20 protein-coding genes are annotated in these 25293 nt (G+C 43.0%); 11 read left to right on the forward strand and 9 right to left on the reverse strand.

The genetic code is table 11. The features are described from left to right. Nucleotides 1-5: 5 nt before the first annotated feature. From COPRO5265_RS06715 to COPRO5265_RS06730, 4 genes are read right to left on the reverse strand one after another with little or no spacing between them, the layout of a single operon-like run. Complete coding sequence (locus tag COPRO5265_RS06715) at nt 6-1514, reverse strand: sugar ABC transporter ATP-binding protein (protein ID WP_012543951.1); 1509 nt, start codon at nt 1512-1514, stop codon at nt 6-8. Beyond that, nucleotides 1515-1910 carry a D-ribose pyranase gene (rbsD, locus tag COPRO5265_RS06720; RefSeq protein ID WP_012544589.1) on the reverse strand — a complete coding sequence of 132 codons (396 nt, stop codon included), beginning with the start codon at nt 1908-1910 and terminating at the stop codon, nt 1515-1517. Beyond that, entirely contained in the window at nt 1907-2809 is a 903-nt protein-coding gene (gene rbsK / locus COPRO5265_RS06725) for a ribokinase (protein ID WP_012544127.1), read from the reverse strand. Before rbsK ends, rbsD begins: the two co-directional genes overlap by 4 nt. Further along, complete coding sequence (locus tag COPRO5265_RS06730; RefSeq protein WP_012544132.1) at nt 2809-3816, reverse strand: LacI family DNA-binding transcriptional regulator; 1008 nt, start codon at nt 3814-3816, stop codon at nt 2809-2811. Before COPRO5265_RS06730 ends, rbsK begins: the two co-directional genes overlap by 1 nt. Nucleotides 3817-4219: 403 nt before the next feature. Here COPRO5265_RS06730 and COPRO5265_RS07425 point away from each other — a divergent pair, with 403 nt between their 5' ends. The 4 genes from COPRO5265_RS07425 (at nt 4220) to COPRO5265_RS06750 (ending at nt 13369) form a co-directional block, all read left to right on the forward strand. After that, the gene (locus COPRO5265_RS07425; RefSeq protein ID WP_012544092.1) at nt 4220-6478 is read left to right on the forward strand and encodes a stalk domain-containing protein; all 2259 of its coding nucleotides are present in this window, start codon (nt 4220-4222) and stop codon (nt 6476-6478) included. A gap of 322 nt (nt 6479-6800) precedes the next feature. Beyond that, nucleotides 6801-9140 (forward strand): stalk domain-containing protein, encoded by a 2340-nt coding sequence (locus tag COPRO5265_RS07515; protein ID WP_012544299.1) that lies wholly within the window; start codon nt 6801-6803, stop codon nt 9138-9140. A gap of 150 nt (nt 9141-9290) precedes the next feature. After that, a complete protein-coding gene (locus tag COPRO5265_RS06745) occupies nt 9291-12248 on the forward strand; it encodes a S8 family serine peptidase (RefSeq protein ID WP_041735843.1) in 2958 nt (985 codons plus the stop codon). 182 nt (nt 12249-12430) lie between these two features. Then, nucleotides 12431-13369, forward strand: a complete 939-nt coding sequence (locus COPRO5265_RS06750; protein WP_012544693.1) for a hypothetical protein — start codon at nt 12431-12433, stop codon at nt 13367-13369. A 346-nt stretch (nt 13370-13715) separates the two neighbouring features. On the opposite strand, the gene COPRO5265_RS06755 is transcribed toward COPRO5265_RS06750, so the two are convergent. Then, nucleotides 13716-14477, reverse strand: coding sequence for a nucleoside phosphorylase (locus COPRO5265_RS06755; protein ID WP_012543645.1), 762 nt, complete (start codon nt 14475-14477; stop codon nt 13716-13718). A gap of 32 nt (nt 14478-14509) precedes the next feature. Continuing rightward, complete coding sequence (namA, locus tag COPRO5265_RS06760; protein ID WP_012543846.1) at nt 14510-15532, reverse strand: NADPH dehydrogenase NamA; 1023 nt, start codon at nt 15530-15532, stop codon at nt 14510-14512. Nucleotides 15533-15866: 334 nt separating this feature from the next. Here namA and COPRO5265_RS06765 point away from each other — a divergent pair, with 334 nt between their 5' ends. The 6 genes from COPRO5265_RS06765 to COPRO5265_RS06790 all read left to right on the forward strand — a co-directional run bounded on the left by COPRO5265_RS06765 (nt 15867) and on the right by COPRO5265_RS06790 (nt 20754). After that, complete coding sequence (locus COPRO5265_RS06765; RefSeq protein ID WP_041735846.1) at nt 15867-16250, forward strand: hypothetical protein; 384 nt, start codon at nt 15867-15869, stop codon at nt 16248-16250. Nucleotides 16251-16452: 202 nt separating this feature from the next. Further along, a complete protein-coding gene (gene corA / locus COPRO5265_RS06770; protein WP_012544227.1) occupies nt 16453-17421 on the forward strand; it encodes a magnesium/cobalt transporter CorA in 969 nt (322 codons plus the stop codon). Between the two features lie 228 nt (nt 17422-17649). Then, on the forward strand, nt 17650-18255 hold the full coding sequence (locus tag COPRO5265_RS06775) for an FMN-dependent NADH-azoreductase (RefSeq protein WP_012543705.1): 606 nt from the start codon (nt 17650-17652) through the stop codon (nt 18253-18255). Nucleotides 18256-18456: 201 nt separating this feature from the next. Further along, a complete protein-coding gene (gene asnA, locus COPRO5265_RS06780) occupies nt 18457-19500 on the forward strand; it encodes an aspartate--ammonia ligase (RefSeq protein WP_012544853.1) in 1044 nt (347 codons plus the stop codon). A gap of 41 nt (nt 19501-19541) precedes the next feature. Further along, the gene (locus COPRO5265_RS06785) at nt 19542-20063 is read left to right on the forward strand and encodes an HdeD family acid-resistance protein (protein ID WP_012543826.1); all 522 of its coding nucleotides are present in this window, start codon (nt 19542-19544) and stop codon (nt 20061-20063) included. Nucleotides 20064-20091: 28 nt separating this feature from the next. Next, entirely contained in the window at nt 20092-20754 is a 663-nt protein-coding gene (locus COPRO5265_RS06790) for a class I SAM-dependent DNA methyltransferase (protein WP_012543504.1), read from the forward strand. Here the strand turns inward: COPRO5265_RS06790 and COPRO5265_RS06795 are convergent. The 3 genes from COPRO5265_RS06795 to COPRO5265_RS06805 are packed head-to-tail and all read right to left on the reverse strand — an operon-like array spanning nt 20749 to nt 23783. After that, a complete protein-coding gene (locus COPRO5265_RS06795; RefSeq protein ID WP_012544342.1) occupies nt 20749-21075 on the reverse strand; it encodes a hypothetical protein in 327 nt (108 codons plus the stop codon). The genes COPRO5265_RS06790 and COPRO5265_RS06795 overlap by 6 nt on opposite strands. Before the next feature lie 24 nt (nt 21076-21099). After that, entirely contained in the window at nt 21100-22017 is a 918-nt protein-coding gene (locus tag COPRO5265_RS06800) for a hypothetical protein (protein WP_012543647.1), read from the reverse strand. Then, nucleotides 22014-23783, reverse strand: coding sequence for a proton-conducting transporter transmembrane domain-containing protein (locus COPRO5265_RS06805; RefSeq protein ID WP_012544775.1), 1770 nt, complete (start codon nt 23781-23783; stop codon nt 22014-22016). The genes COPRO5265_RS06800 and COPRO5265_RS06805 overlap by 4 nt, the downstream gene beginning before the upstream one ends. Nucleotides 23784-24016: 233 nt before the next feature. On the opposite strand from COPRO5265_RS06805, the gene COPRO5265_RS06810 reads away from it, so the two are divergent. Next, entirely contained in the window at nt 24017-25192 is a 1176-nt protein-coding gene (locus tag COPRO5265_RS06810) for a MalY/PatB family protein (RefSeq protein ID WP_012544371.1), read from the forward strand. Nucleotides 25193-25293 lie beyond the last annotated feature (101 nt).

Genomic DNA, 25293 nt, shown 5'->3' on the forward strand with positions numbered 1-25293 from the left:
TTTTCTTAGTTGGCTTCAAAATACATACCTCCCGTACTGATGGCATAACGCATAATTTTTTCTTGCGTGGCCTCGTTATCTTCTAAACACCCTGTAATTCTTCCTTCGTGCATTACCAGAATTCTGTCGCATATTCCCAATATTTCAGGTAGTTCGGAAGAAATCATGATTATCGCAATGCCATTTTTCTTGAGTTCGTTGATCAAGTTGTAAATTTCCACCTTGGCACCTACGTCTATTCCACGCGTCGGTTCATCCAAAATCATTATCTTGGGTTGAGTCATGAGCCACTTCCCGACGAGTACTTTCTGTTGATTACCACCACTCAAATTCTCAACTGTCTGAGAAATAGAGGGGGTCTTAATTCTCAGGCGTTGCACATAATCACTCACGGTTTGAGCTTCCTTCCGCGTATCCACTTTGCCAAGTAAACCAGTGAACACTTTGAGGGTTGCCAACGTCATGTTGTAGGAAACACTTTTATCCAAGAAAAGTCCTTCCTCTTTTCTATCCTCTGTCAGATAAACAATTCCGGCTTCTATGGCAGCGCTTGTGGATGTAAGCTTTAATTTCTTTCCCTCTACGAAAACATCACCGCTGTATTTGTAAACACCAAATAATGTTTTTGCAAGCTCAGTACGTCCTGCTCCCACAAGCCCCGCTATGCCAAGAACTTCGCCTTTTCTAAGTTCAAAACTTATATCATGTAACAATCCTGGGACACTTAAGTTACGCACTTCAAGAACAACATCACTGACAGGAACTTTTACTTTGGGAAACTTTTCTTTTAATTCTCTACCAACCATCATCTTGATGAGTTCATCAGTATTAGTTTCAGCAACGACCTTTGTTCCAATGTATTTACCATCTCTCAGAACTTCAACTCTGTCAGCAATCTCCATTATTTCCTCTATCTTGTGGCTAATCAGTATGATTCCTTTGCCTTCACACTTTAATGCTCGGATGACCTTGAAAAGGTTCTGAACCTCATCAGTAGTCAAAGCGTCTGTGGGTTCGTCCATGATTATTATTCGGCAGTCCATCGAAAGGACCTTGGCTATTTCTACCATTTGCTGCTCTGCAACACTAAGCGTTTTGACAATTCTTTCAACATCAATGTCGACCCCGAGCCGATTTAATAACTTCTTGCTTTCTTGCTTCAAATATGATTTATCAATACGCTTGGTAACAGAATTTCTCTTCTCCCTACCCAAAAAGATGTTTTCGTAAACTGTTAAGTCAGGTATGAGGTTCAACTCCTGATGTATTATGCCTATGCCAAGCTTCATGGCATCCCATACATTTCTGATGTCCACGATGTCACCATTTATTTTTATTTGACCCTTATCCATGGTGTATACGCCGCTCAAGATTTTCACCAGAGTGGACTTCCCGGCTCCGTTTTCTCCCAGCAATGCCAAGACTTCTCCACTGTCAAGCGTAAGACATACATCATCAAGAGCCATCACACCGGGAAATTGCTTGCAAATGCCCTTCATTTCGAGAAGTGGCATTTAGAAGACCACCCCTGATCTGAGGATGATGTTGCAATAAGGCGTGTATTCGCCAGTACGGACCACTGCCACACATTCCTTAGTCATAACCTTTAACTCTTCATGAGAGACTTCCTTAATCGGTATATTGCCTAAAATCTTGAGCAATTCTGCATAAGTCTCAGGACTCTTTTCCTTCATCTCAGTGGCTATAATGGCTTCTTCCACGCAAAGTTCGGAGAGTATAACTCTTAAAGTATCCAGGAATCTTGGTATGTCACGAGTTAAAGCCAGATCTATTCTTTCAACACCTTTAGGTATTGGCAAGCCACTGTCTGCAATAGCTATGGTGTCTGTGTGCCCCATGGAGGCAATGACTTCTGACAGTCTCGAGTTGATCAAAATTGTCTTTTTCACGGTTCTCTCCTCCTGAGAAATTCCTCCACTTCCTCATATGTGGGTATGGATTCCTGGGCTCCGGGCCTAGTTACCGTTATTGCACCAACCGCGTTTGCAAATTTCATAGCAGTTCCAATGTCTTCGTGCCGACCTAAAGCCGTTAGCAAACCACCGATGAAAGCATCCCCTGCGGCCGTTGAATCTATGGCATTAACCTTAAAGCCCTCCACGGAGATCTCCTGATTTGCATCTTTGTAGAAACAACCTTCTGAGCCCAGAGTAACAACAACTGCATTCGCTCCCATCTGTAGCAGTTTTCTTGCCCCTTCAACTATGTTGGTCTCCCCTGTTAATAAAGCAAGCTCAGTTTCATTCGGGATTACTAAATCGACCATAGTATAAACATAATCAGGGAGAGGCAAAGCAGGTGCAGGGTTCAATACCACTTTCGTATTCAAGTTATGTGCCAGTTCAATAGAAGCTATAACGGTTTCAACAGGGATTTCCATCTGCAAAACTACAAAATCTGCTGACTCAATTTCACCTTTGAACGATTCAACCCAATGCATATCTAACTTGTAATTCGCACCTGGGTAGACAACTATGGTGTTATTTCCCTGTGAATCCACAGTAATGAAAGCATTGCCAGTGGAATCATCCACCGTCTTTATGGCGAAATCTGGAATACGGTCTTTAGGCAGATTGCCAAGGAGTACTTTGCCTGAAGCGTCGTTGCCCACCGCTCCCACCATTAGTACCTCAGCACCAAGCCTTGCTAAAGCAACAGCTTGATTTAAACCCTTTCCTCCCGGACTCGTACGTAAGCGAACTGCTGGAACAGTTTCGCCCTTTGAAGGAAGATGGTCCACATCCATGGTAAAGTCCATATTCATACTGCCGATAACGACGGCTTTCATTAGATCACCTTCTTAACAGAATTTCTAATTATCAACTTTGGTTTTAAGGTGATAACCGTATCTTCAACTGTTTTTCCCTCTATGAGTTTGATTAGCAGTTCAGTTGCTACCTCACCCATCTTGTAGCAAGGTTGCGCCACAGTAGTTAGCTTTGGTTCTACATATTTGGCCATGGGTATGTCATCAAATCCAGTAATAGAAACGTCCTCAGGAATTCGAAAACCTGCCCCTTTAAGTACCTCCATGGCACCAATAGCCATGAGGTCATTAGCACAAACTACAGCAGTAAAGTCCCTTCCCCTTTTAAGAAGCTCTAATACGCCTTCACTACCTCCAGAAATCTTGTAGTTCCCTTCTACCATAAGCTCTTTATCTAAGACTAATCCAAAATCTTTCAAAGCCTGCTCAAAACCTGCATATCTGTACATGGAGTTAGGGCTCTCATGTGGTCCACCTATGTAAGCAATTTTCCTGTGACCCATTTCAAGAACATAGCGTGTGATTTCGTACATGCCTTCATAACCGTCGGTATACACGCCAGGCAATTTCTCATCATAAAAGTGGCGATCCAGTAAAACAAATGGCATCTTGTAATCTCTTAATTGTTTCACGTGCTTGAACACAGGCATGCTGCTACTTGTGAAGACTATGCCGTCGACACATTTCGACTTCAGTACCCTGATATAAAGTTCTTCTTTATCACTGCGGTCATCAGTGTTGCAAAGGATAATATTGTAGCCGTGTTTATTTGCTGTGTCTTCTACGGCTCTTGCAATCTCTGGGAAAAAGGGATTTGTAATATCTGGAAGGATAAGGCCTAAAGTGTTCGTTCTTCTGGTTACTAGACCTCTGGCAACCCTGTTGGGTTGGTAATTCAAGTGCTCCATTACCTGCAAAACTCTTTGTCTGGTCTCCTCACTGACCCCTTCGGGCTTGTTGTTAATGACTCTGGAGACCGTGGTAATGGAGACATTTGCTAATCTTGCAACGTCCTTAATGGTCGCCATTCTTGCCCGCCCTTCTCCCATTTCTTTACGAAAACGTTAAACGAAAACGTTTAACTACATTTTAAAGTACCGTTCACCTACTTGTCAATACCTCAGAGCAAGTAACAAGCATTAGTTGTTTTGTTTGTCTTTTTCCTAAGTAAATACTTTCCTTAGGTTGCGAGGGACACTGGGACGATGAAAGCAGGAACACTGCCTTAAAAGAAGTTATCCGTGATAGAGCAGAAAAACCTGTTACGCAAGAAGAGTTAGAAGCTTTTTACAGTGAAGTTGTTAGCACTGTGCAAAGCGATTTAGCACAGCAGGTTTATACTGCTGCTTATGAGGTTTATTTAAGAGAATGCAGTAAAATAGTATGTAAAGTTGGGAAACTCATATAAGGTAAGGAAAGGGGTGTAAAAGAATGAAACTAAAAGGTTTACGTAAACTAAGCAGTGCTGTATTAGTAGCACTGATGCTGTTAATAACACCTGTATCGCTACCTGCTACCAATCCACAAGTTTTAGCAAACACTGTAGAAACAGCTACTGTTCCGCAGTTGCCTCTTAAGTTTGAACAGCTACCTACACGTTTTAATTGGGCTGACTACGGCATTGTTCCAGAAGGCAGAGATCAATCACCTTACGGCACTTGCTGGGCTTTCGGGTTAACAGGAGCATTTGAATCAGTAATTGCTTTGCAGTATCACGAAAAAGTAGACTTATCAGAAGCATGGCTTGTAAGAGCAACTGGTAAACTTGCACCTGTTATGATAACTTCTACATCGCCTTGTGCATTAAGAGAAGAAGGCAATACAAAATGGGCTGCAGCAGAAGCACTAATTAGAGTTGGACAAGCTTCAGAAGACTGTTTACCATATCTTTCAGCTACAGCTGCTATGTGCTGTGTAGGTTCAAGTTGCACGCTTCCTTCATGTCCTGTAAAATACCGTGCAGACAGCTTTAAAGTAGTAGCTGTAAGTGATCAAACAGAAGAAGAAATTATTAAGGTAAAACAGGCATTATTAGAACACGGACCTATGGAAGTTGGTTATTATACTGCACGTGAGGATTATACAGATGTGAGTCGTAATGCAACTGTTATTGCAACAGCTTCTGTTGTCTTTATCAACCACGAAGCACTGCTAACTGGATGGGATGATAGCCTTGGAGTATGGATAGTTAGAAACAATTATGGAACTTCTTGGGGACGAAACGGCTATGGCTACATAAAGTATGGAAAAGCGGGTATTGAAAAGAATTTTGCTTATGTAACAGCAACAGTATTTGATCCTAACGACATTGTTTTAGCAGGCGATAACGGAACAGCACTTGGCTCAGAATCGTTTGGTAGCAATACTGCTTGGATGGGCATGCAGTGGACTGTTACTACACCGATTTACTTAAAGAGCGTTGAGTTTTGGACTGCTACTTTTAACAGCCAATACACTGTATATGTAGCACCTGGGAAAATTACAGAAGCAGGCGAGCCCATCTTTTCTACTTCTGGAACAGCACCAGAAATAGGATACTACAGCATACCAGTAGGCATGATTCCACTTGCCCCTGGTTATTGGAATGTGCAGATAAAGATTACATCTCCAGATAGTAGGTATGTTCTTCCAACAACTGGCAAACCTGAAATTTTACCCAATCTTAAACTCCAACCAGACACCGTATTTATACGCCGCTCAGACAATGCTCCGTGGGAAGATACGCTGAACATAGGCAATTCTAAGCCAATACGCATACGCTTAAACACTGCTGGAACTTATCCAGTGCTTGAACCTTCACCAACACCACTACCATTACCAACACCACAACCAAAGCCTACGCCAGAGCCAGAGCCAACACCTACTGTTAGTTTAGCTATCTTTGTTACTCCTTCTCAGGGTGGCACTGTAAAAACTGTTCCTTCTGAACCTTTTAGACAAGGACAGCAAGTGCAGTTAACAGCAATACCCAATGCTGGTTACCATTTTGTTTCATGGGAAGACGGAAGCACTAACCCTATTCGCATACTAACCTTAAACAGTTCAGCTACTGTAACTGCAAAGTTTGAAGCTGATGCAGACAAAGAATATGAAATTGTTTACTCAGACAACTTAGGAAACAGCTGGACAAAAACAGTAACAGAAGGCGACACAATTACCATACCTTTACAACGGACTGACGGCTGGACATTAAAAAGCGTCACAATAAATGGACAGCTTTCAGGAGTAAAAGATTCTTTAACGCTGTCTAACATTCATTCTGACTTTAACGTTGTTGTTAAGTATGTGCTAAAGCACAATATATCTTTGCAAGTTGGTTCAAAGGAAATGCTTCATAACCTGTCTCCTATTCAGTTAGATGCACCACCTATCATAGTAAGCGATAGGACACTTGTGCCTTTGCGTGCTATAGCAGAAGCATTTAATGCACAGGTAAACTGGAATCCTGATACAAAGCAGGTAACTGTAAAAATAGGCGATAAGACTATCTTGCTAACCATAGGTAATCCTAAAGCTTCAGTTAATGGGCAACCAGTTTACATAGACCCACAAAACCCACAGGTAGTTCCTATCATCTCCAATAGTAGAACGATGGTGCCGCTTAGGTTTATAGCAGAAACTATGGGTGCTACTGTTGAATGGGACCCTGTGTTTAAGAACATATACATTAGCTACGAAGAAGAACCTTAAGGACAGAAAGCGTAAAAGAGAGAGACATGGAGCTCAACTATTACGTTTCCATGTCTCTCTTCGGTTTTATTTTCTTTTGCTGTTACGGCATTGAGCTGAACACACTACCGGTTACTACTATCCAAGAGCTTAGCAGCGTCACCATGGTTGTTGCACACGCTTGCTTTAGTCCACATTAGAACATATGGTGAGCTACTGCAAGCGGTTTTACCAGGTGTAATAGCCACACAGAGCTACCCTTTTTAAGCATCCTTCTTCTTCAGAAGCATTAAAATATGAATAGGGGCATAAGCCCTAGTTTTGATAGAGGGAGGTTTTGGAGGTGAGGAAAGGTTTTAAACAGCTTAGCAGTGCTATAAGCCTGCTCTTGGTTCTCCTTTTGCTTATCCCACTCACAAATTCGTACGCTTCTGCTAATTCGAATGTGAACACGCAAACATTGGATCGTATTAAACAAGCTTACGACATTGCTGGTGTTACCACGCTTTGGAATATGGGTCTTACAGGTTCAGGTATGAAAATTGGTATCATCGATGATGGAATAGATTATAAAGTTCCAGACTTAGGTGGTTGTTTAGGTAGCGGTTGTAAAGTAGCTGGAGGCTGGAACTTTGACGAAAACTCACCAGACATCATGCCCCGAAACCGTGATTATTCTCATGGAACACTTCTTAGTGGACAGATGGTCGCTAATGGCAGTATGAAAGGTGTAGCATACGAAGCCACTATTTACGGCTATTCAGGACAATCGTTCCCAGATGTAGGCTTTAAAGGGTTAGAGCGTGCCATAGAAGATAAAATAGACTACTTAAACTTTTCCTCTGGTTTTACTGTAGGAGGTAGAGAACCCAACTACACAAGAGAGTTTACAGACCCTTACTTTAAGTCTTTGTATGAAAAAGCAGAAAAACAAGGCATGGTAATTTTTGTATCACCAGGGAACTTTGGTAGTGCCCTTTTAGAAGATGCACGCCATTACTTCTTACACTTCCGTGGTGGCACGTTCTTTTCACCAGTAGGCGAGCGTGTAGCTGAACCTACTACGCTTTCTATAGGTGCTTACGATGTATTTGCAAATGGTGGTGAAGTTGCAGAATACTCTTCCATAGGTCCGAGCTTAAATGGAGAAATACAGCCTGACTTGCTTGGCTACGTTGGTTATCCAGCTACGTTCATGCGGTATTACAACATGTTTGGTGGCACTTCTTGTTCAGCACCTTTTGCTGGTGCTGTAGCTACACTGGTTAAGCAGGCACACAAAGATTGGACTGCTGAACAAGTTAGAGCTTCTCTTATGAATACAGCAAGCGTCTTATACAACAAAGTTACTGGTGAACCTATAAGCGTAATGATACAAGGTTCAGGCTTGATTGATGGAGTAGCTGCTGTAAAAACACCTGCTTTGATAACTCCTTATGAAATAGATATGACTGCTACAGGCTTGCATCCTGTAGTATTAACAGTAAAGAACGTTACCGATGCGACGCAAACATTTACAGTAACGGTGCAACCTACTTTAGGCAACTTTGAATACGGTCAAAATGATGGTTTGACGTTTTCTTTAACAAGTAGCAGGATTGTTGTCAGTCCACGCTTAAGTGCTACCTTAGGTTTAACAGCAAAAGCTGATTTAAGCAAACTTACCAAAGGATCACATGAAGCGCTCATATGGTTTTACAGCGATACTGCTACCTTACATGTGCCCATGCTTATATGGAACGACCTTAATACTATTTGGTGGGAAAGAAGCAATCCGTTTGATGCAGGTTACAACAGTAAGCTACCACCAAAGCTGATTAATGTCAGAGCTACTAAGCTACCTAACAGTAGTGATGTAGCCATAGATTTTACACTTAACAGAGGTTCTATCTCAGGTTCTTCATGGGGGTCCCCTGAGCCTTACTGGAGCAACTATGCTGATGAAATACGTGTAGACATCGTTAATCAAAGCGGTGCTACAGTTGCTACAGTGTTTGACCAAGGACACTTGCTTATAGGACACTACAGAGCTGTATGGAATGGTAAAGACAGCAATGGTCAGCCTGTGCCTGCAGGTGAGTATAAGTATGTAATAACTGTAACAGACTACTTTACCAGCTTTGATATTCCCATAATTGATACAGATACGCAGTATACAGGCTACATCACAGTAGGTAACAATGCTACATTAACGCCTTCTTTAACTGTAACAGGTTCTTCATTTGCTTATATTCCTGCTAATTACGCTGATCAAAACACACCTACAGTGCCTATCACACCCGCACCGCTTAGCATTATAGAACTGCAGATAGGTAACCCAGTATTTAAGCTAAACAATCAAGCTATGCTTTTAGACAGCCCACCTGTGATTAAGAACGACAGAACGCTACTGCCTATAAGGGCTGTTGTAGAAGCTATGGGTGGACAAGTTAATTGGAACGCCGAGGAAAAACGTGTAGACATAGAATACAGAGGCAAAACTGTTACTTTGTGGATAGGTAAGAACACAGCAAAGGTCAATGGCAAGGAAGTAATGATAGATCCAAGTAATCCTAATGTAGTGCCAGAGATTATAAACGGACGCACCATGCTTCCTTTAAGGTTTGTAGCAGAGTCTTTAGGTTGTCAAGTGGAGTGGGATGACAAAACCAAAACGATAACAATCCTTTTCCCCTCCTATTAGGACAACCTATCAAGACTAATCTAACAGCTCATAGCTATTTTGGGGAGAGGACTTTCCTCTCCCCTTTTTTGTTCTTTAAAAAACACATTGAACCTGGATGTAATGCTAAAATGCTCGCATACCATACACAAGGAAGAGAGGTAAAGGGGGATGAAATCAATTATTAAGAGAGGGTTAGCATCACTCCTCATTATGGTGCTTGCGTGTTCATTTGTGGCACTACCATCTAAGGCAGATACGCTTTCGAAGCTTTCTTCTGATCTTACCCAGGAGATGCTAACCTCCACTGCATTTCAAGATGTCATGGTTGTTCTAAGGGATGAACCCGTCATCGAACATACTAAAAACAGAACTGGAACTGACAAGTTGGATACTAATAGCATTAAATCTGATTCCAATAGTTCTTCCTATGAGAACAAACTCATAATGACTCAAAGCACGGTGGTTAATAAGATCAAGCAAATGTCACCTGATGCAGAAATAGGACATAACCTCACCTGGACACTGAATGGATTTACTATGAAGGCGAGAGGTGTAGATTTAAGCAAGATTGCAGACATTAAAGAAGTAAGAGCAGTGTATCCCATACCTATGGGTCAAATGCCTGAACTAAGTGCCATAGTAGCCGAGACTCCAACTGCAGGCTCTGAAGATTTAGTGCTTGCACACATGAACGAAGAAGTCCTCACGGGACTCCATGTAAAAGACGTATGGCAGATGAAGGATGCAAAAGGCAATCCCATTGAAGGAAGCGAGATTGTCATCGCAGTAATTGATACTGGTGTGGATTATACTCACCCAGACTTAGGCGGCTGTTTGGGACCTTCTTGCAAGGTCATCGGAGGTTACGATTTCGGCGATGACGATAGCGACCCCATGGATCAAATGGGGCATGGAACGTTAGTAGCAGGTACAATTGCCGCTGATGGTCGACTAAAGGGAACTGCACCAAAAGCAAAACTATTGGCTTACAAAGTGTTGCCCACATTGACAACCACAACACCAACTAGTGACATACTTTTAGCCTCTGGTAACATTTATCCGGCCATCGACCAAGCAGCTAAAGATGGTGCAGACATAATAAACATTTCCTTAACCGACGAGTCCAGACTAAAAACCGATTACGGCAAGGAAATAATAGAAAATCTGGAAACCTTGAACATAATCGTTGTGGCCGCAGCGGGAAATTCGGGATCAGCTGTTTATTGCGACGATCCTTTTTCACCAGACCTCTGCCCCAAAGGCTATTCAGCACCACTGCTAACAACTTCTACCGAACCGAATGTGATCACTGTGGGAGGCTCTGTCTCCACAGATATGCCCGTAGCAAGAGTTGCGCCCTTTTCTTCCATGGGCCCATCAATTGACTTTCGTCTCAAACCAGATTTAATAGCTCCTGCCTATACGTTCAACACAGCTACTGGAAGCAGATATGTTTATGAAGAGGGAACTTCCTTCTCGACGCCTTTAGTTTCTGGAATAACCGCACTCATTAAGCAAGGTCATCCAGATTGGTCAACAGAAGACGTAAGAGCGTCGCTTATAAACACAGCCACTGTTTTCTATAATGACGACAACAAAGAGCCTGAATCGTCACTCATGCAAGGTTCTGGCCGCGTAGATGCGTTAAGAGCCTTGGAAACAAGCGTTTTAGTAGAGCCCTACTCTATATCAATGACAGCAACTGGGCTAAAAACTGCGGATCTGGTCGTAAAGAATGTTAGTGGGACTACTCTGACTCTCTCGGCATCAGTGGAACTAACGTTGGGCAATTTCGAACTCGGTGCTAATGATGGGCTGAAGCTATCTATTTCCCCAAGCACATTGACAATACCAAAGGGGGGCTCGGCCACAGTAACATTGATCCCCTCAGCCGACCTAACGAAACTTTCAAAAGGACCTCACGAAGGCTTAATTTGGCTTACTAATGGAGATACAAAGGTACATGTGCCTGTACTTATTTGGAATGATCCATCAGCTTGGTGGTTCCCTGTTACTGAAACTAGGCCATCAAAGCTTGCCAACGTGAGAGCATCTTCTACTGTTCTTGACTTCAGCATCCCTGAGCAACGGACGGTGACAATTGATTTCACATTGAGGTTTGGCTCTATTGATGGTCCAGCCGCGCTTGTGGACACCCCTACCACAATTCCATATGGATATTTTATGAACTCGGTCTCATTGGTTGAAGTGTCCATACTTGATGAAAACAATGCCACGGTAACCACTTTTTACTCTGAGAGAGGACTGTTAATAGGACATTACAAAGCTGTCTGGAACGGCTTAGGCGAGGACAAGTTTCCTGTGAAGGATGGAAAATACAAATATGTTATAGCTGCTTCTGATTCCGGCATATCGGTAAAAGAACAACAATACGTGTACATAAATGTGGAGACTGCATCGGGCTACATTCAAGTAAAGAACAGTCCAGATACAACTCCCCCATCGTTAACAGTGAATATTCCTGAGGAGTATACCGTTACAAAGTACGTATTCGAACCAGATCCGGTGTTGGTTCTGAGCGGAAAAACAGAAGCGGGCAACTTTGTGGAGATAAACGGAGAAAATGTCCCCGTAGACAGTAGTGGAATGTTCAAAGCAAACATCCCACTAACAACACAGGTGAACAAAGTCACAGTAATCGCGCGGAGAAAGGTTTTGGATGAATTAACAGTGGAAACTTGGAAACTCATAACTATCCAGTTGGTTCCACTCAATCTCATTGAACTCCAAGTCGGAAAGCCGCAGTTCAAGGTAAATAATCAAGCCAAAATCTTAGATGCACCACCAATCATAAAGAACAGCCGCACTCTGCTCCCCATTAGGGCCGTTGTTGAAGCCATGGGTGGGCAGGTTAAATGGGACTCTGCTGACAGGCGCGTTGATATAACCTATGAAGGAAAGTCCATAAACCTTTGGATAGGAAAGAACAAGGCTAAGGTTAATGGCCAAGAAGTAATGATCGACCCATCTAACCCCAATGTGGTACCAGAAATCACAAACAGCAGAACCATGGTTCCTTTAAGGTTTGTAGCAGAATCTCTTGGTTGCGATGTAGAATGGCTACCTGATACAAAGAGCATCAGAATAACATACCAAGCAGGTTAAAACAACTACTTATAAGGGGGCTGGCCGAAAGCCGGCCCTTTTTCACCAAGCCTTGTTTAGAAAATCTTTTCCAATATGTAAGTGTTACTTTATGCAGAGGAGCACCAAACAACAAAAAGTAAGCTAACATACATGTAGGGAATCCACACTCATACACGAGGTGGAAAAAGGAGGGGGACTAAATGTATAAGAGTGGAAATAAGAGAATGTTTCGGATAACCGCTCTGAGCTGTTTGCTTCTAGTTTGCCTGTCAATGATGGGTTGTACTACACAACAAAGTAAACTGGAAGACGGACTTTACTTAGCAAAGTGGGAAGGTTACACAGGCATTACCACAGACGAAAAAGCTATAGCGTACATACCCATAATGAGTGTCGGTACTGAAGAGGACTATGAGTACCCCCAACAGTATACACAAGCCGCGTTCAATGTAGTCATGGATGGAGAACCTACCTCTAAAAACGCTTGGATATACTGGCCCACAGATTTCATCCAGACTTACGGTACAAACCGCCAATACAAATTCTCTTATCTAACAGTGGAGTTATCAAACTTAACAGAAGGCATCCATGAAATAACAAGTGTGAAAGTTGCAGGAACGAAAAATAATTTCGTTTTCCCAGTCCACTGGATCATTGAAGTGCGAGAGCCATCAGACGCGACACCTTGCCTTAAAGCAGAAGAGCGATCTTGGCACCCCTTTTTTCTCGATCCCACCAAACTTTTCGGTCTTCGAAACACATGCAGTACGGAAGTGATTGTTGATGGGGTTAGTCCTACTGGCACAGATTTAGATGCGAAGATGTATTTACCTCCCGACGCTGCAGCTTCTTCAACGTCTACAGTTAGTACAAACAGGAGAGGACCTTACCAGCAAGTCACGATAGCGCCTAACTCAGTAGAATCGATAATAGTCACTTTTTCTCCAAAGACACCTGACAGGGAATTGGCACCTTTTACCCAATTCAATCCATTACTTATTTATCATGTTTCAGGTGATTCAAGCGAACATTTTGTAACACCTCCTGAACCTGAAGTGTCTACGTGGGCTCCGAAAGACGAAGAAGGTTTTAAGGCAACAGTACAACAGTTTTCGATCAAGGGCAAAGAGGTCGACTAGCCCTAAAAAGAGCACCAACCATGTGCTATCTTATGTAATAGTCTAAATGCGACTAACCGATGTCTTTTAACAGCGTTGGGATTTTGCTGGGAGGCCCAGAGACTTCCCAGCGAGTGTATAAACAAGTAAGGGTTTTAAAATGGCGCGTTCGGGACATGTGAAGACAGAGCTTAGGCACATGCATCATCGCTATCGTGGTTATCCTTCTTGTATTAACTGGACCAGCCTGATACCTGCCGCCAGCACGGGCGCAGGGTGGCTCCGCTGTTAATCCATGGGTACAAAAAGGTGTGCTCAACTACCTATTTTGGACGGCCGATCCACAGTGGAGCCCTTCTTTTACAGTTCAAGTGGAAGACAATTCTAAGCCGCTCAGAAAAGCGAAGGTCTCCAGTGCTAACTTGATTTCCCTTTCCTCACCCATAGCTGCTGCTCGTTCTCCACTGGCATAGTCGTTGATGCTCTGCTCCAAAATTGCCGTCTTTTCAGTTACCACGTTTAGTATAGAAGCCGTTCTGACTTCTCGCAAACGTCCTATGACAAACAAAGCTGCTGTCTCCATATCAGCAGCCAATACGCCTCTCTCGCTCCAGTAATTGTCTATTTCATTCTCTCTGTCTGTGTAAAAGCTATCGTGGCTTCTTATGATGCCGCAGTGATGTCTATAGTTCAGCTCCCTGGCACACTTCAAAATAGCGAACATCACATCAGGATCCGGAACTGCAGGATAACAAGGATCTATATATGTTTTCGATGTGCCTTCATCGCGTACAGCTGCTTGAGCAATTACAAGGTCGCCCACTTTCATATTGTCCTGAAGGGCACCACAACTCCCAATGCGTATCATCGTTTTTACGCCTGTCTTGTTAAGTTCTTCAACAGCTATCCCCGTAGAGGGGCCGCCAATGCCAGTAGAAACAATCAACACTGATACCCCTTTGTATTTACCACGAACGCTACAGAACTCGCGGTTGTATACAAGCTCTTCCACATCATCTAAAAACGCAGCAATGCGTTTAACCCTACCCGGATCGCCCGGTAAAAGAGCATAATTAGCTGACTGATTTCTGCCCAACCTGATGTGAGGCTGCAGATCGGTTTCCAACATCATAGTCACCTTCCCTTTTGCTGAGCGTGAGCTCACTGATACCTGCCACGTTCATATTGTTTTGGATATCCCACGTCCGCCTTTAGGAAATGAGCGGCATACAACGGCCAATAAGGCTGCCTTAAAAGGACCCTACCCAGCAAAACTAAGTCTGCTCTCTGGTTACCTATGATTTCTTCAGCCATTTCAGGACTTGTTATTAGGCCTACAGCAGCAGTAGCTACACCCGTTTCCCTTTTTACTGCCTCTGCAAACCCGATTTGATAGCCTGGATAAAGGTCGATGCGTGGCGACAAGAGCCCGCCCGAGCTACAGTCCACAACATCGACCAAATCCTTCACCATGTTCACGATGGCTATGGTCTCATCAATATCGAGCCCACCTTCCACATAATCGGTTGCCGAAACGCGCATGAAAATGGGCATATCCTCTGGAACATTGCTCCTTACTGCCTCCAGAACTTCCCTGAGAAATCTCACCCTGTTTTCTATTCCCCCGCCGTATTTATCAGTTCTTTTGTTTGATAAAGGTGACAAGAATTCATGGATAAGGTAACCGTGAGCAGCATGGATTTCTAACGCGTCAAATCCAGCCTTTACTGCCCTTTTCCCTGCCTCAGCGAAAGCCTGAACAATTTTCTGTATCTCAGCCATAGTTAGTTCCTCTGGTACAGGGTAGCTGTCACTCCAATGCATGGCTGACGGAGCCACAATGTGTTTCCCCTCGACTTCGCATTTTCTACCAGCATGCCCCAGCTGAACACCTATTTTGCATTCAACGCTGTGCACAAAATCCACAATATGCTTCAATGGAGCAATTTGGTTATCATCCCAAAGCCCAAGATCATTAGCCGTGATGCGGCCTCTTTTCTCCACTGCGGTAGCTTCCTGAAGTATTAAACCCACCCCACCAACAGCCCTAGTAGAATAATGGACAAAATGCCAGTCAGTGGCTAACCCATCTTCACCTGCACAGTACATGCACATGGGAGACATCCCAATGCGATTCTTTAAACTAAGTCCCTTAATCTGCAAAGGGGTAAAAAGCTTGCTCATCATTTGCACCTCTTCCTTCATGCACTAAACGTGCGTATACCATTATTATGGTGCATAGCTTGCCACTTAGCTATTCGTGATGCTATTTCAATGCGAAGTATTGTTTATAAATCTCTCCTGCGTCGGTGCGGGAAAATCAGTGCTCTGTTATGCTTGCTTCTAGTCAGTCCATTGTTCACTTCCTGCACAACAGCAGAAAGTACTTCTGGAAAACTTGAAGACGGCGTCTAATTAGAAGAATAGGAATGCTACACACAGGAATTGCCACTCCAGACAGAGCTGAAGCACGACAATTAAGGAAGTATAATTACAGCTACATAAAAGAAGGTGAGAAATGAAAGCGAAAATTATTTCAGCGGTAATTTTGGTTTTCATGGTAATGAGTCTTGGAGGGTGTAGCAGTTCTGGTGAATCAGTTTGCACTGTGGTCCCCATTGATATGAGTGAAGCCCACGCTTTACAGCAGGAAGCAGACCAGGGGTATAACACCAGTTGTCTGAATCCCTTGCAAGTCATACAAGAGTTTCTAACAAATGAACTGGGAATTGGATCAGCTACCATCCGACGGGAAGACCCGCCGAGCAACGATGCACAGGGCAAAGCTGAATACTTAGTTGAAGCCAACAACGGGAAAATATATAGATTTCATCTCACCAAACCTACAAGAATCCACCCAACAGGCATATGGGCAGTCGAAAAGTACTGTAAAGAAAAGTGAAACTACTTAGGCGCTAATGAAAGCCTTTCTCCCTTTTCTTGAATACGCCTAGCTTTTGAAAATGCCTGAAGCGGTTATAAAAATCCCGCTTAATGCTCTGCTCTTAGTAGCAAACTTATTTACCCTTAAGCTTTATGGTGTGAACAAAAAGAAATCCGAAAAAGCTTAAAATAGATAATATCGCAGAAAAGGGGGTAAGACTGTGCTGAGAGTTCTTGTATACGATAATCAGACTTCGAATTTAGAAGAAATGACAGACCCAAAACAGGTACTTACTGCCATAAGTGACACGCAAAAAACAATTTGGGTCGATTTGACAAAACCCAGTCAAGAGGAAGCAAAGTTACTTGAAGAAGGGTTTCACTTTCACGCAATTGCCGTAGAGAGCGCCCTGAAGGAAGGAGAAAGACCGAAGTTCTACAGTTACGGAAACTACTCGTTTCTCCTAATGGAAGCGACCGCAGCATCAAACAAAGGAAGTGTTGTCAAACTATCGCAGTTTTCAGCATTCATCTCTAAGAACTACTTGGTCACAGTACATCAAAAAGATGTCAATTTCATAGAAGATACCATAAACACTATTAAAAGTGAGCCCGAATTACTCAATAGGGGTGTCGGTTTTTTGCTTTACAACCTGCTTGATGGACTCATAGCAAACTACTTCCCCATACTTGATAAGATTGACAATAAACTGAAGACAATTGAAGAACGAATATTTCAGCGACCAAACCAACAAGTGCTAAATGAGATTTTTAAATTGAGGCAAGAAATAAACCAAATGAGAAAGAGCGTGTCAAACAACCTGGATGTACTCAGCTTAATGATGAGACATGATTCCATGCAATCTTCTGAGGAAAACAGAATGTACCTCATGGACCTCTATGACCACCTGATGCATCTTCTGGACATGATTGACATGTACCACGACATGGTTTTCACCTCCATGGATGCTTATCTTTCCAGCGTGTCAAACAATATGAACAACATAATGAAGGTGCTAACAGCTATAACCACCATAATGATGCCACTCACCGTGATCACTGGTATCTACGGTATGAATTTCGATATGCCTGAATTTCATTGGACATACGGCTACGTTTGGGCGTTAACACTCATGGCTGTCTCTGTAATTGCCATGACGCTCTTTCTTAGAAGTAGAAAATGGCTATAAACCATAATTTAAACCGTTTTATTGTTAAGTGCTTTTGTCAGGCGCACAAATAGTTTTTGCTTTTCCGGTAATTGCTGCTTAGATATACTGCGGTGTCATGTTCCCGTTTTGTTAAAAAAAGTTTATTATGACCCATTCTAATGTGTGAATGACATTTGTCTTGAATGGTTATAATTCTAATCGTGAAACAGATAACACTTTGTAAAGCTATGAGGAGGTTGAAAGAACATGGCAAAGGTGCTTTATGTCAAGGCTAACCCAAAAAACAACGAGGAATCACGTACATTCAGAATTTCAGAGCATTTTATTAACGAATACAAAAAAGCTCACCCAGAGGATGAGATAATCGAATTGGATTTGTACAAGGAAAACATCCATTTCTTGTCAAAAGAAGAGATCAACACCATAATGTCTAAAGACAAATCCAACCTAAAGGATCATCCAGTTCTCAAATACACATACCAGTTTGCAGAAGCAGACAAATACGTCATAGCAACTCCCATGTGGAACCTAAGCATTCCAGCCATATTAAAGGCTTACTTTGATTACATCACAGTAACCGGCATTACGTTTAAATACACAGAAAATGGAGCCGTTGGTTTACTTAAGAACAAGAAAGCCGTGGTTATCATGAGCACAGGTGGCGAATACCTTACTCCGCCTTTTGACCAATGGAACTTTGCAAGCACATACGTAACCACCATGTTTAAGTTCTTCGGTGTGGAAGATGTTTCCTTAATAGCTGCGCAGCGACTTGACATCATAGGTGAAGACGTGGAGAAGCGGGTTTCCGATGCCATGAAGGAAGCCGAGCAGTTGGCAAAGCAATTCTAAGCTAGCAACCGCAAAGCAGAAGCGACTTTTAAAGGAGGAGCCTGATGGCTCTTCCTTTTTTCGTAATAACAAGTTAACTGAAACTTAATTAATGCTTCTCCTTTTCTCTTCACATAGTGCCATTAAGCCACTATAATTGCCTTCATACAAAAAAGTTGGGCATGAGAGAAAGGGGTGCTGGGATTGCATACAGGTTTGGAAATGGAAGCGAAGAGCAGACTGAAATTACCACGATCTTACTCCCCCTACCTTGATGTTAGGGAAACAGAAGTAGCCATAAAGCTGATAAAAGACTCATTTCAAAGGAAATTGAGCAAAGCACTCAATTTGCAGAGAGTATCTGCCCCGCTCATGGTCAATGCCCACACAGGCTTAAACGATAACTTGAACGGTGTTGAAAAACCCGTCAGCTTTACCTCAAAAGACGGTAGCCAAGTGGAAATTGTCCAATCTTTAGCTAAATGGAAAAGAGAAGCCTTGCACAGGTATGGCTTTCTACCTGGTGAAGGTATTTACACTGATATGAACGCCATAAGACCTGATGAGGTGGTAGACAACCTTCATTCCTTTTACGTGGATCAATGGGATTGGGAAATAGTAATCACAGAAGCAGAAAGAAACCTACCATTCCTCAAACGCGTGGTCAGGAAAATATACAGAATAATCAGAGACACTGAACGTGACATATGCAAACGTTTCCCTAGTTTGCCAGGCCCTTTTCTGCCTTCAAGGATTCATTTCATCCACAGTGAGGAGCTGCAGAAGATGTATCCTGATCTCTCCCCTAAAGAACGAGAAGACGCTGTGGTGAAAACCTTTGGGGCCGTGTTTATTATAGGTATTGGCTATCCACTTAAAGATGGGCTTCCGCACGACGGGAGAGCAGCAGACTACGATGACTGGATCACCATAACAGAAAAAGGTTATCATGGCTTAAATGGTGACATCATTGTGTATTATCCTCTTTTAGACCAAGCCGTGGAACTTTCTTCCATGGGCATAAGAGTGAATTCTAAGTCCCTACTTGAACAGTTAGAGTTCAGAGGTGAACTTCACAAGAAAGACCTCCCCTATCACAAAAGATTGCTTAGTGGTGAACTTCCTTTAACCATGGGTGGAGGCATTGGCCAATCACGCCTCTGCATGATTTTTCTTAGAAAAGTGCACATTGGCGAAGTACAAGCAAGCGTTTGGCCCCAGGAAACAATGGAGGAATGTCTAGCTGCAGGCATCCCTATGCTATAATAACCAGCATAAATACACACACAAAGGGGAGGCGATTTGTTATGGAATCACGTTTTGACTGGACCAATTTGCTTATTGGCATTTTGATGATTATTGTGGGCATTTTGGTTTTAACTAATCCAGCAGCTACTATGACTACATTAGCTATTTTGGTAGGTATTGCAGTCTTAATAAGTGGCGTTATTTTTCTCTTCAAATACAAAGAGTCTACTGCCAACCTAATATACGGAATAATAGCCATAATCTTGGGGATTATTCTCTTGACGCGACCAGCCTTTGCTGTAAGCGCTCTAGGATTCATCATCGGCATATGGTTTTTTATTGAGGGTGTGTTAGGACTTACCAGAGCTGGCTTCTACAAACTCATAAGCAGTGCAATGTACATCACTAGCATAATCCTTAACGTACTACTCCTAATAGCGGGATTCTTAATCATACTTAACCCGTTTGTTGCAGCTTTGTCACTACCTGTCTTAACTGGTATCGCTTTGCTCATTGCCGGCGTGATGCATATTGCCGGAGCGTTTAGTTCTAAGCAGCAACCACCATCATTACCTTATTAGCTTAAGTGCTGCAAAAGTTAGGTAAAAAGTGAATTTCTCTAAAGAAAACCTGTTCGACAGATGGGCAAAAAAATACGATAGAGATGTATTTGAATCTGACCACAATAACGAATACCCTTTTGCCGGCTACAGCAAAGTACTTTCATTTATTTGGGACCGAGTGAATCCTAAGAACGATGCCAAGATTCTTGACTTGGGAGTAGGTACAGGTGTACTTTCTTCAATGCTTTATGAAGCCGGAAGCAGCATAACCGCATTAGATTGTTCTCCAAATATGTTAACAGCTGCCAAAGAAAAGATGCCAGATGCAACCTTTATCCAGTGGGATTTCTCTAACGGGCTGCCCGAACGTTTACTGGAGCAAGCAGGCAATTATGATTATGTAATAAGTACGTACGCGCTACACCACTTAAATGAAGAAAAACAGATTGAAATACTCCTAAGTTTGGCCACACTTCTTAAGCCGCAAGGAACAGTATTCATAGGCGACATATCCTTCGAAAAACGGGTTAATTTGGAAACCTGCAGGAAGCATTACCAAAGCCTATGGGATGATGAAGAATTCTATATCGTAGCAGAGGAAATTATCAATGTACTTTCTCATGTGTATGAATGCACGTATGATCAAATCTCTTACTGCGCAGGTGTATTAACGTTGAAACCTTTACTTTTACCTTTAAAGCCGTCATAGATCACGCAAGTGTTTCTTTAACTTCCTGGTTATGTCGCTAACAATGGCAGCTTTAGTTTTCTCATACCAGCGCTGCATACCTTCATCGTAAGATATCTTCATAGTCGGTTTGGCACGCATTTCTTCTAACATTTTTGCCTCCAACTTGTATCTCCATTGATCAAGTTCCAGTGCGGAAAGTGCTTTTACCAAGCCTTCTGGAGTATTTACCCAAAGCCACCACCGGTCTGGACTGCCCTCTTCCATTGGTAAATCGAAAAACTCTCTATAGTTTTCCGGCATGCCTAAAAGTGTTTTCACTGCCTCGTCATACTGCAGCATACCTTCACACCTCCTATTGTTAGGTCATAAAGATGTCAAGACCAGACTAATAAACGACAGAACAACCACCAAAGTATTTAAGTACCCCATGAGTTTTGCTGAAGACACCATAGAGACAAGCATGCCAATCAAAGCCGAAGGGACAAAAACCATTAGTACTTTCAGAGTAGTAACTAAAACAGAGCCGGGGCCCAAGAACAGTAGAGAATAGAGAATCAATCTCACAGCAACGTTCAAAGAAGACGTTAAGAGCTGCATCCCGGCGTATTTACTAGCACCCTTATGGAAACTTTCCAAACACTGTTGTCTGAACGGCTGAGTAATGTTTGCAAAATAAACCCCCAAAGAAACAATACCCAGCAACCCTGCTAAAGGCAGTTTACCAATTAGCCAATCTTTGAAACTAAAAGCACTGGGGCTACTACCACTTAGTATGTCTCCCCACTGCACATTCACGATGTCAGTAAGTTTAAGCGACCCCACAGTAGCTGCCACAACGAAAGCCACAAGGACCAAAGACAAATCAACAGCCCAAACGTTCCATCCATGAGCGTGCTGGCATTTATCAGAAGTTTCTACTAACGACTTTGCCGCCAGATTCATAAGCAAAGAGCTGGCAAATAACCCAAAGCTCACAACTAAAAGATCGCCGTGAACTGCCATGGTAGGCACAGAAGTGAACGGAAGCAGCCATACCAAGAATACAGGCACTGCCAAGGCAAGAATAAACAGGAGGTTTGGTAGCCAACCCAAATCGGTAGAAGGCTCCTTGAAAAAAGCTACCACATCCGTAAAAGGCTTCCAGAAAGGCACATGCTGGTCGGTTGGCTTACTTAGGTTCCTCAACCACTGAAAAACGCCAACAAGAAAAAGGCCAACAAACATGTAAAACAGCGGTAGCAGTAAAAGGACAAAGGCACCCAAAATATTCTCTATGGTCATAGGTTATCACCTTCTTTTGGAAACTCATCAGAGTCATGATCTGCAGCAGGCAAATCAGGAGAACTTTCTTCGCTATTGGAATTGGTAGATCCGCCTGCTTCCTCGCTAGAGCCAAAACTCCATACCAAGGCTGCCATGAGCACTGCCGCTATCAGAATGGCGAAAACGTACAAACTATTCCAACTACCCGCAGCGGTTTGTGTGTTGAAATCAAACACAAAGAATTCCGACAAGGACTTGAGAGGTTTGCTTAGTAGTTTTTGTAAGCTGGTATTGAAAACACCTAAACCCAGAATTCCGACGCTGATCAAAATGCTTACCAACATGCTCACAATGCCTCTTTCGCGAATGCCGCTGGGTTTCTTAACGAGAAGGAAGCTACCAAGATACTTTATCGTGCAAAGTAGTAAACACAAGGTAACTAGCAGGAGCAAACCAGGAAGCACATAAAGATCCATCTCGAAGAAGGCTGTGTAAATCATGTATAAAGCACCGAACCCAATTAAAGGTGGCAAACCAGTGGCAGATAAACCACTGATCAAAGACAAAACACTGGTGTAAGGCATCCTACGCCATAGAGGTAATTGCTCCACTGACTCTTTAGTCTCTTCACCTTCACTAGACAAGCTATTTTCCGTAGACCAGCCAGCTGCCACATACAAACCAGTCTGGGACAAACTGTGAGCATAGGCCATCATAACAGTACCTATGAATGCAGCAGGCAAATAATCCACTTCCATGGGCATGAAGGGCAATATGATCGCAACATAAGAGAGCTGTAGGCTGGAAATGTAGCTGAGTAAGGTTAGATAATCGTCAGATTTCAAAGCCTTATGGGTGAAGTATACCGCTCCAGCTATTACCACGCCGCCAATTACCAAACTTCCAACAGGCAAAGAAACCAAAGACCCAAAGTGCGAAAGCCATTCTGCTCCGGTAAACAAAGACATGGATAACATACCGAAAAGCCCTGCCTTGGTTGTAGCTCCCGAGAGGTAAGCAGCAGCAACAGGATCCACACTTTTCAATGTGCGTTCCATTGAAAAGTGGAACGGGAACACGCCCATATTACTAAGGAACACCAAGAAAAGAAGCAGTAACCCAAGCACTGACGGCATATTGAAGGAAGTTAACTTTTCTGCAACAGCGCCATAACTGGAATCCCAACCGTATGCAGAAAGCAAAATGACTGCAACCAAGAACAAGGTTGACCAAAAAACATTACTAACCAAGCTCGCTTTCACAACATCTTTTTCATGTGTGGTTAATCGCACAATGAAAAATCCAGACCAAAGCATGATTTCCCACGCCAAAAACATGGAAAGATAAGTCCTGGAGGTGAGTACTAAGAAGACACCTATGCTGCCAATTAAACTAAGTGCAACGAACTGCTCGATCCAATGTTTCTCCTTGATGTCGAACAAAGCCAGATAAACTAAGATCAGCGTAACGAGCACTGTGGGCCATAAAACTCTAGCAATACCAGTCCAGATAAAAGATATGTTAGCTTTGTACACAGAAAACTGAATGTGTTCCGCTGCAATACCCAATTCGTAGAAACAGCCATAGCCCGTAGCAAATAGGCCGATTAGCAAACTTAAAACCCGACTCCAACTCGTACGTATAACAGATAACAGCCCAGAGGCCACAGCGCACAGAACAAAAACCAATACAAGTACAGTCATCAGACTCCAACTCGTACGAATAACAGATAACAGCCCAGAGGCCACAGCGCACAGAACAAAAACCAATACAAGTGCAGTCATCAGCCTTCACCTCCTGCAAAAACTTGCTAGCGCACTACAGTTAAGAATTAATATCGCCCTACACTCTTAGCTGTAAGAACTCATTTTGCCACAAGCATTTCCATTTTAAATTACATCTTCACGATCGTTGCTATTCCTGAAGAGGCTATTGAATAAAGCAAGCTTACACAATGACAAGTGTTAGACCATAGGAATTACCTCCATAGTAGAATGGACTTTGGGAGGTGTTTTAGTTGGATAAAAGCTTTTTCGACCAAGTGGTAGACCGTAAAGGTACCAACTCCAGCAAGTGGGATGGCCTTAAGAACGTTTATGGTACCGATGATGCGATTCCCATGTGGGTAGCGGACATGGACTTTAGAAGTCCTCCCGAAGTGGTGGAAGCAATTAAAGAGCGGGCTCAGCATGGCATATTTGGTTATACCACCGTAGACGAGCAGTACTACGCAGAGGTAGCCCGGTGGTGGCAAAGGCGGCACGGCTGGGACGTGAAGCATGATTGGATTGTTACTTCACCAGGTACCATCTCTGCTCTTAGCGTAGCTGTAAGAACGTTTACCTCGCCAGGAGATGGTATTATCATCCAGCCACCCGTTTACCCACCTTTTGAAAGAACCGTAAGGCTAGCAGGGAGGCAAGTGCTGTACAACCAGCTAATGCTAAACAACAGTGGTCGTTACACCATGAATTTGGAAGATTTGGATAAACAGTTAAGTCAAGGAGCAAAAATGTTCATTTTTTGCAGTCCACATAATCCCGTGGGACGTGTTTGGAACAAAGAAGAACTCAAAGAACTTGCAGCCGTACTCAGCAAATATGAAGATGTAGTGATTTTTGATGACGAACTCTGGGCAGATTTTGTTTTTCCTCCCAACGTTCATTATCCACTCTTAAATGTAGCGCCAGAGCTAGCGAAACGCACAATCACTGCAACATCAGTTAGCAAAACCTTCAATTTGGCAGGTTTAGAAAACACAAACTTGTTTATTCCGGATGAACAGTTAAGAAAAACATTTGAGGAAGCCATGTTCGCTTTAGCATTGAACAAAACAAATCTGTTTGCGATTGTGGCTACTAAGGCAGCCTACAGTTGCGGTGAGCCATGGCTTGATTTGCTTCTTGACTATCTGCAGGAAAACTTGCAGTTCATAAAAACATTTCTACAGGAAAAAATGCCCACGGTAAGTGTAATAGAGCCAGAGGGAACCTATCTAGCGTGGTTTGACATAAGGCAGCTCCATATGAGCTCTGCTGAAGTAAGCCAGAAGCTACTGCATGAAGGAAAAGTTGCCGTGGAAGAAGGAACCATGTTCGGTCCCGGTGGAGAAGGATTCCTAAGAGTGAACTATGCTATGCCTCGCACACTACTTAAGCAAGCTCTGGAAGGTATGTCAAAAGCCTTAGCATAGTAGCAATGTAAGGAAATAAAAAGGGCTCCTCATCTTTGATGAGGAGCCCTTCCCCTGCATCTCAACGCACACCAAAACGTTGTGCAAAAAGCTTACCAGCC

Source organism: Coprothermobacter proteolyticus DSM 5265 (assembly GCF_000020945.1).
Taxonomy (GTDB): domain Bacteria; phylum Coprothermobacterota; class Coprothermobacteria; order Coprothermobacterales; family Coprothermobacteraceae; genus Coprothermobacter; species Coprothermobacter proteolyticus.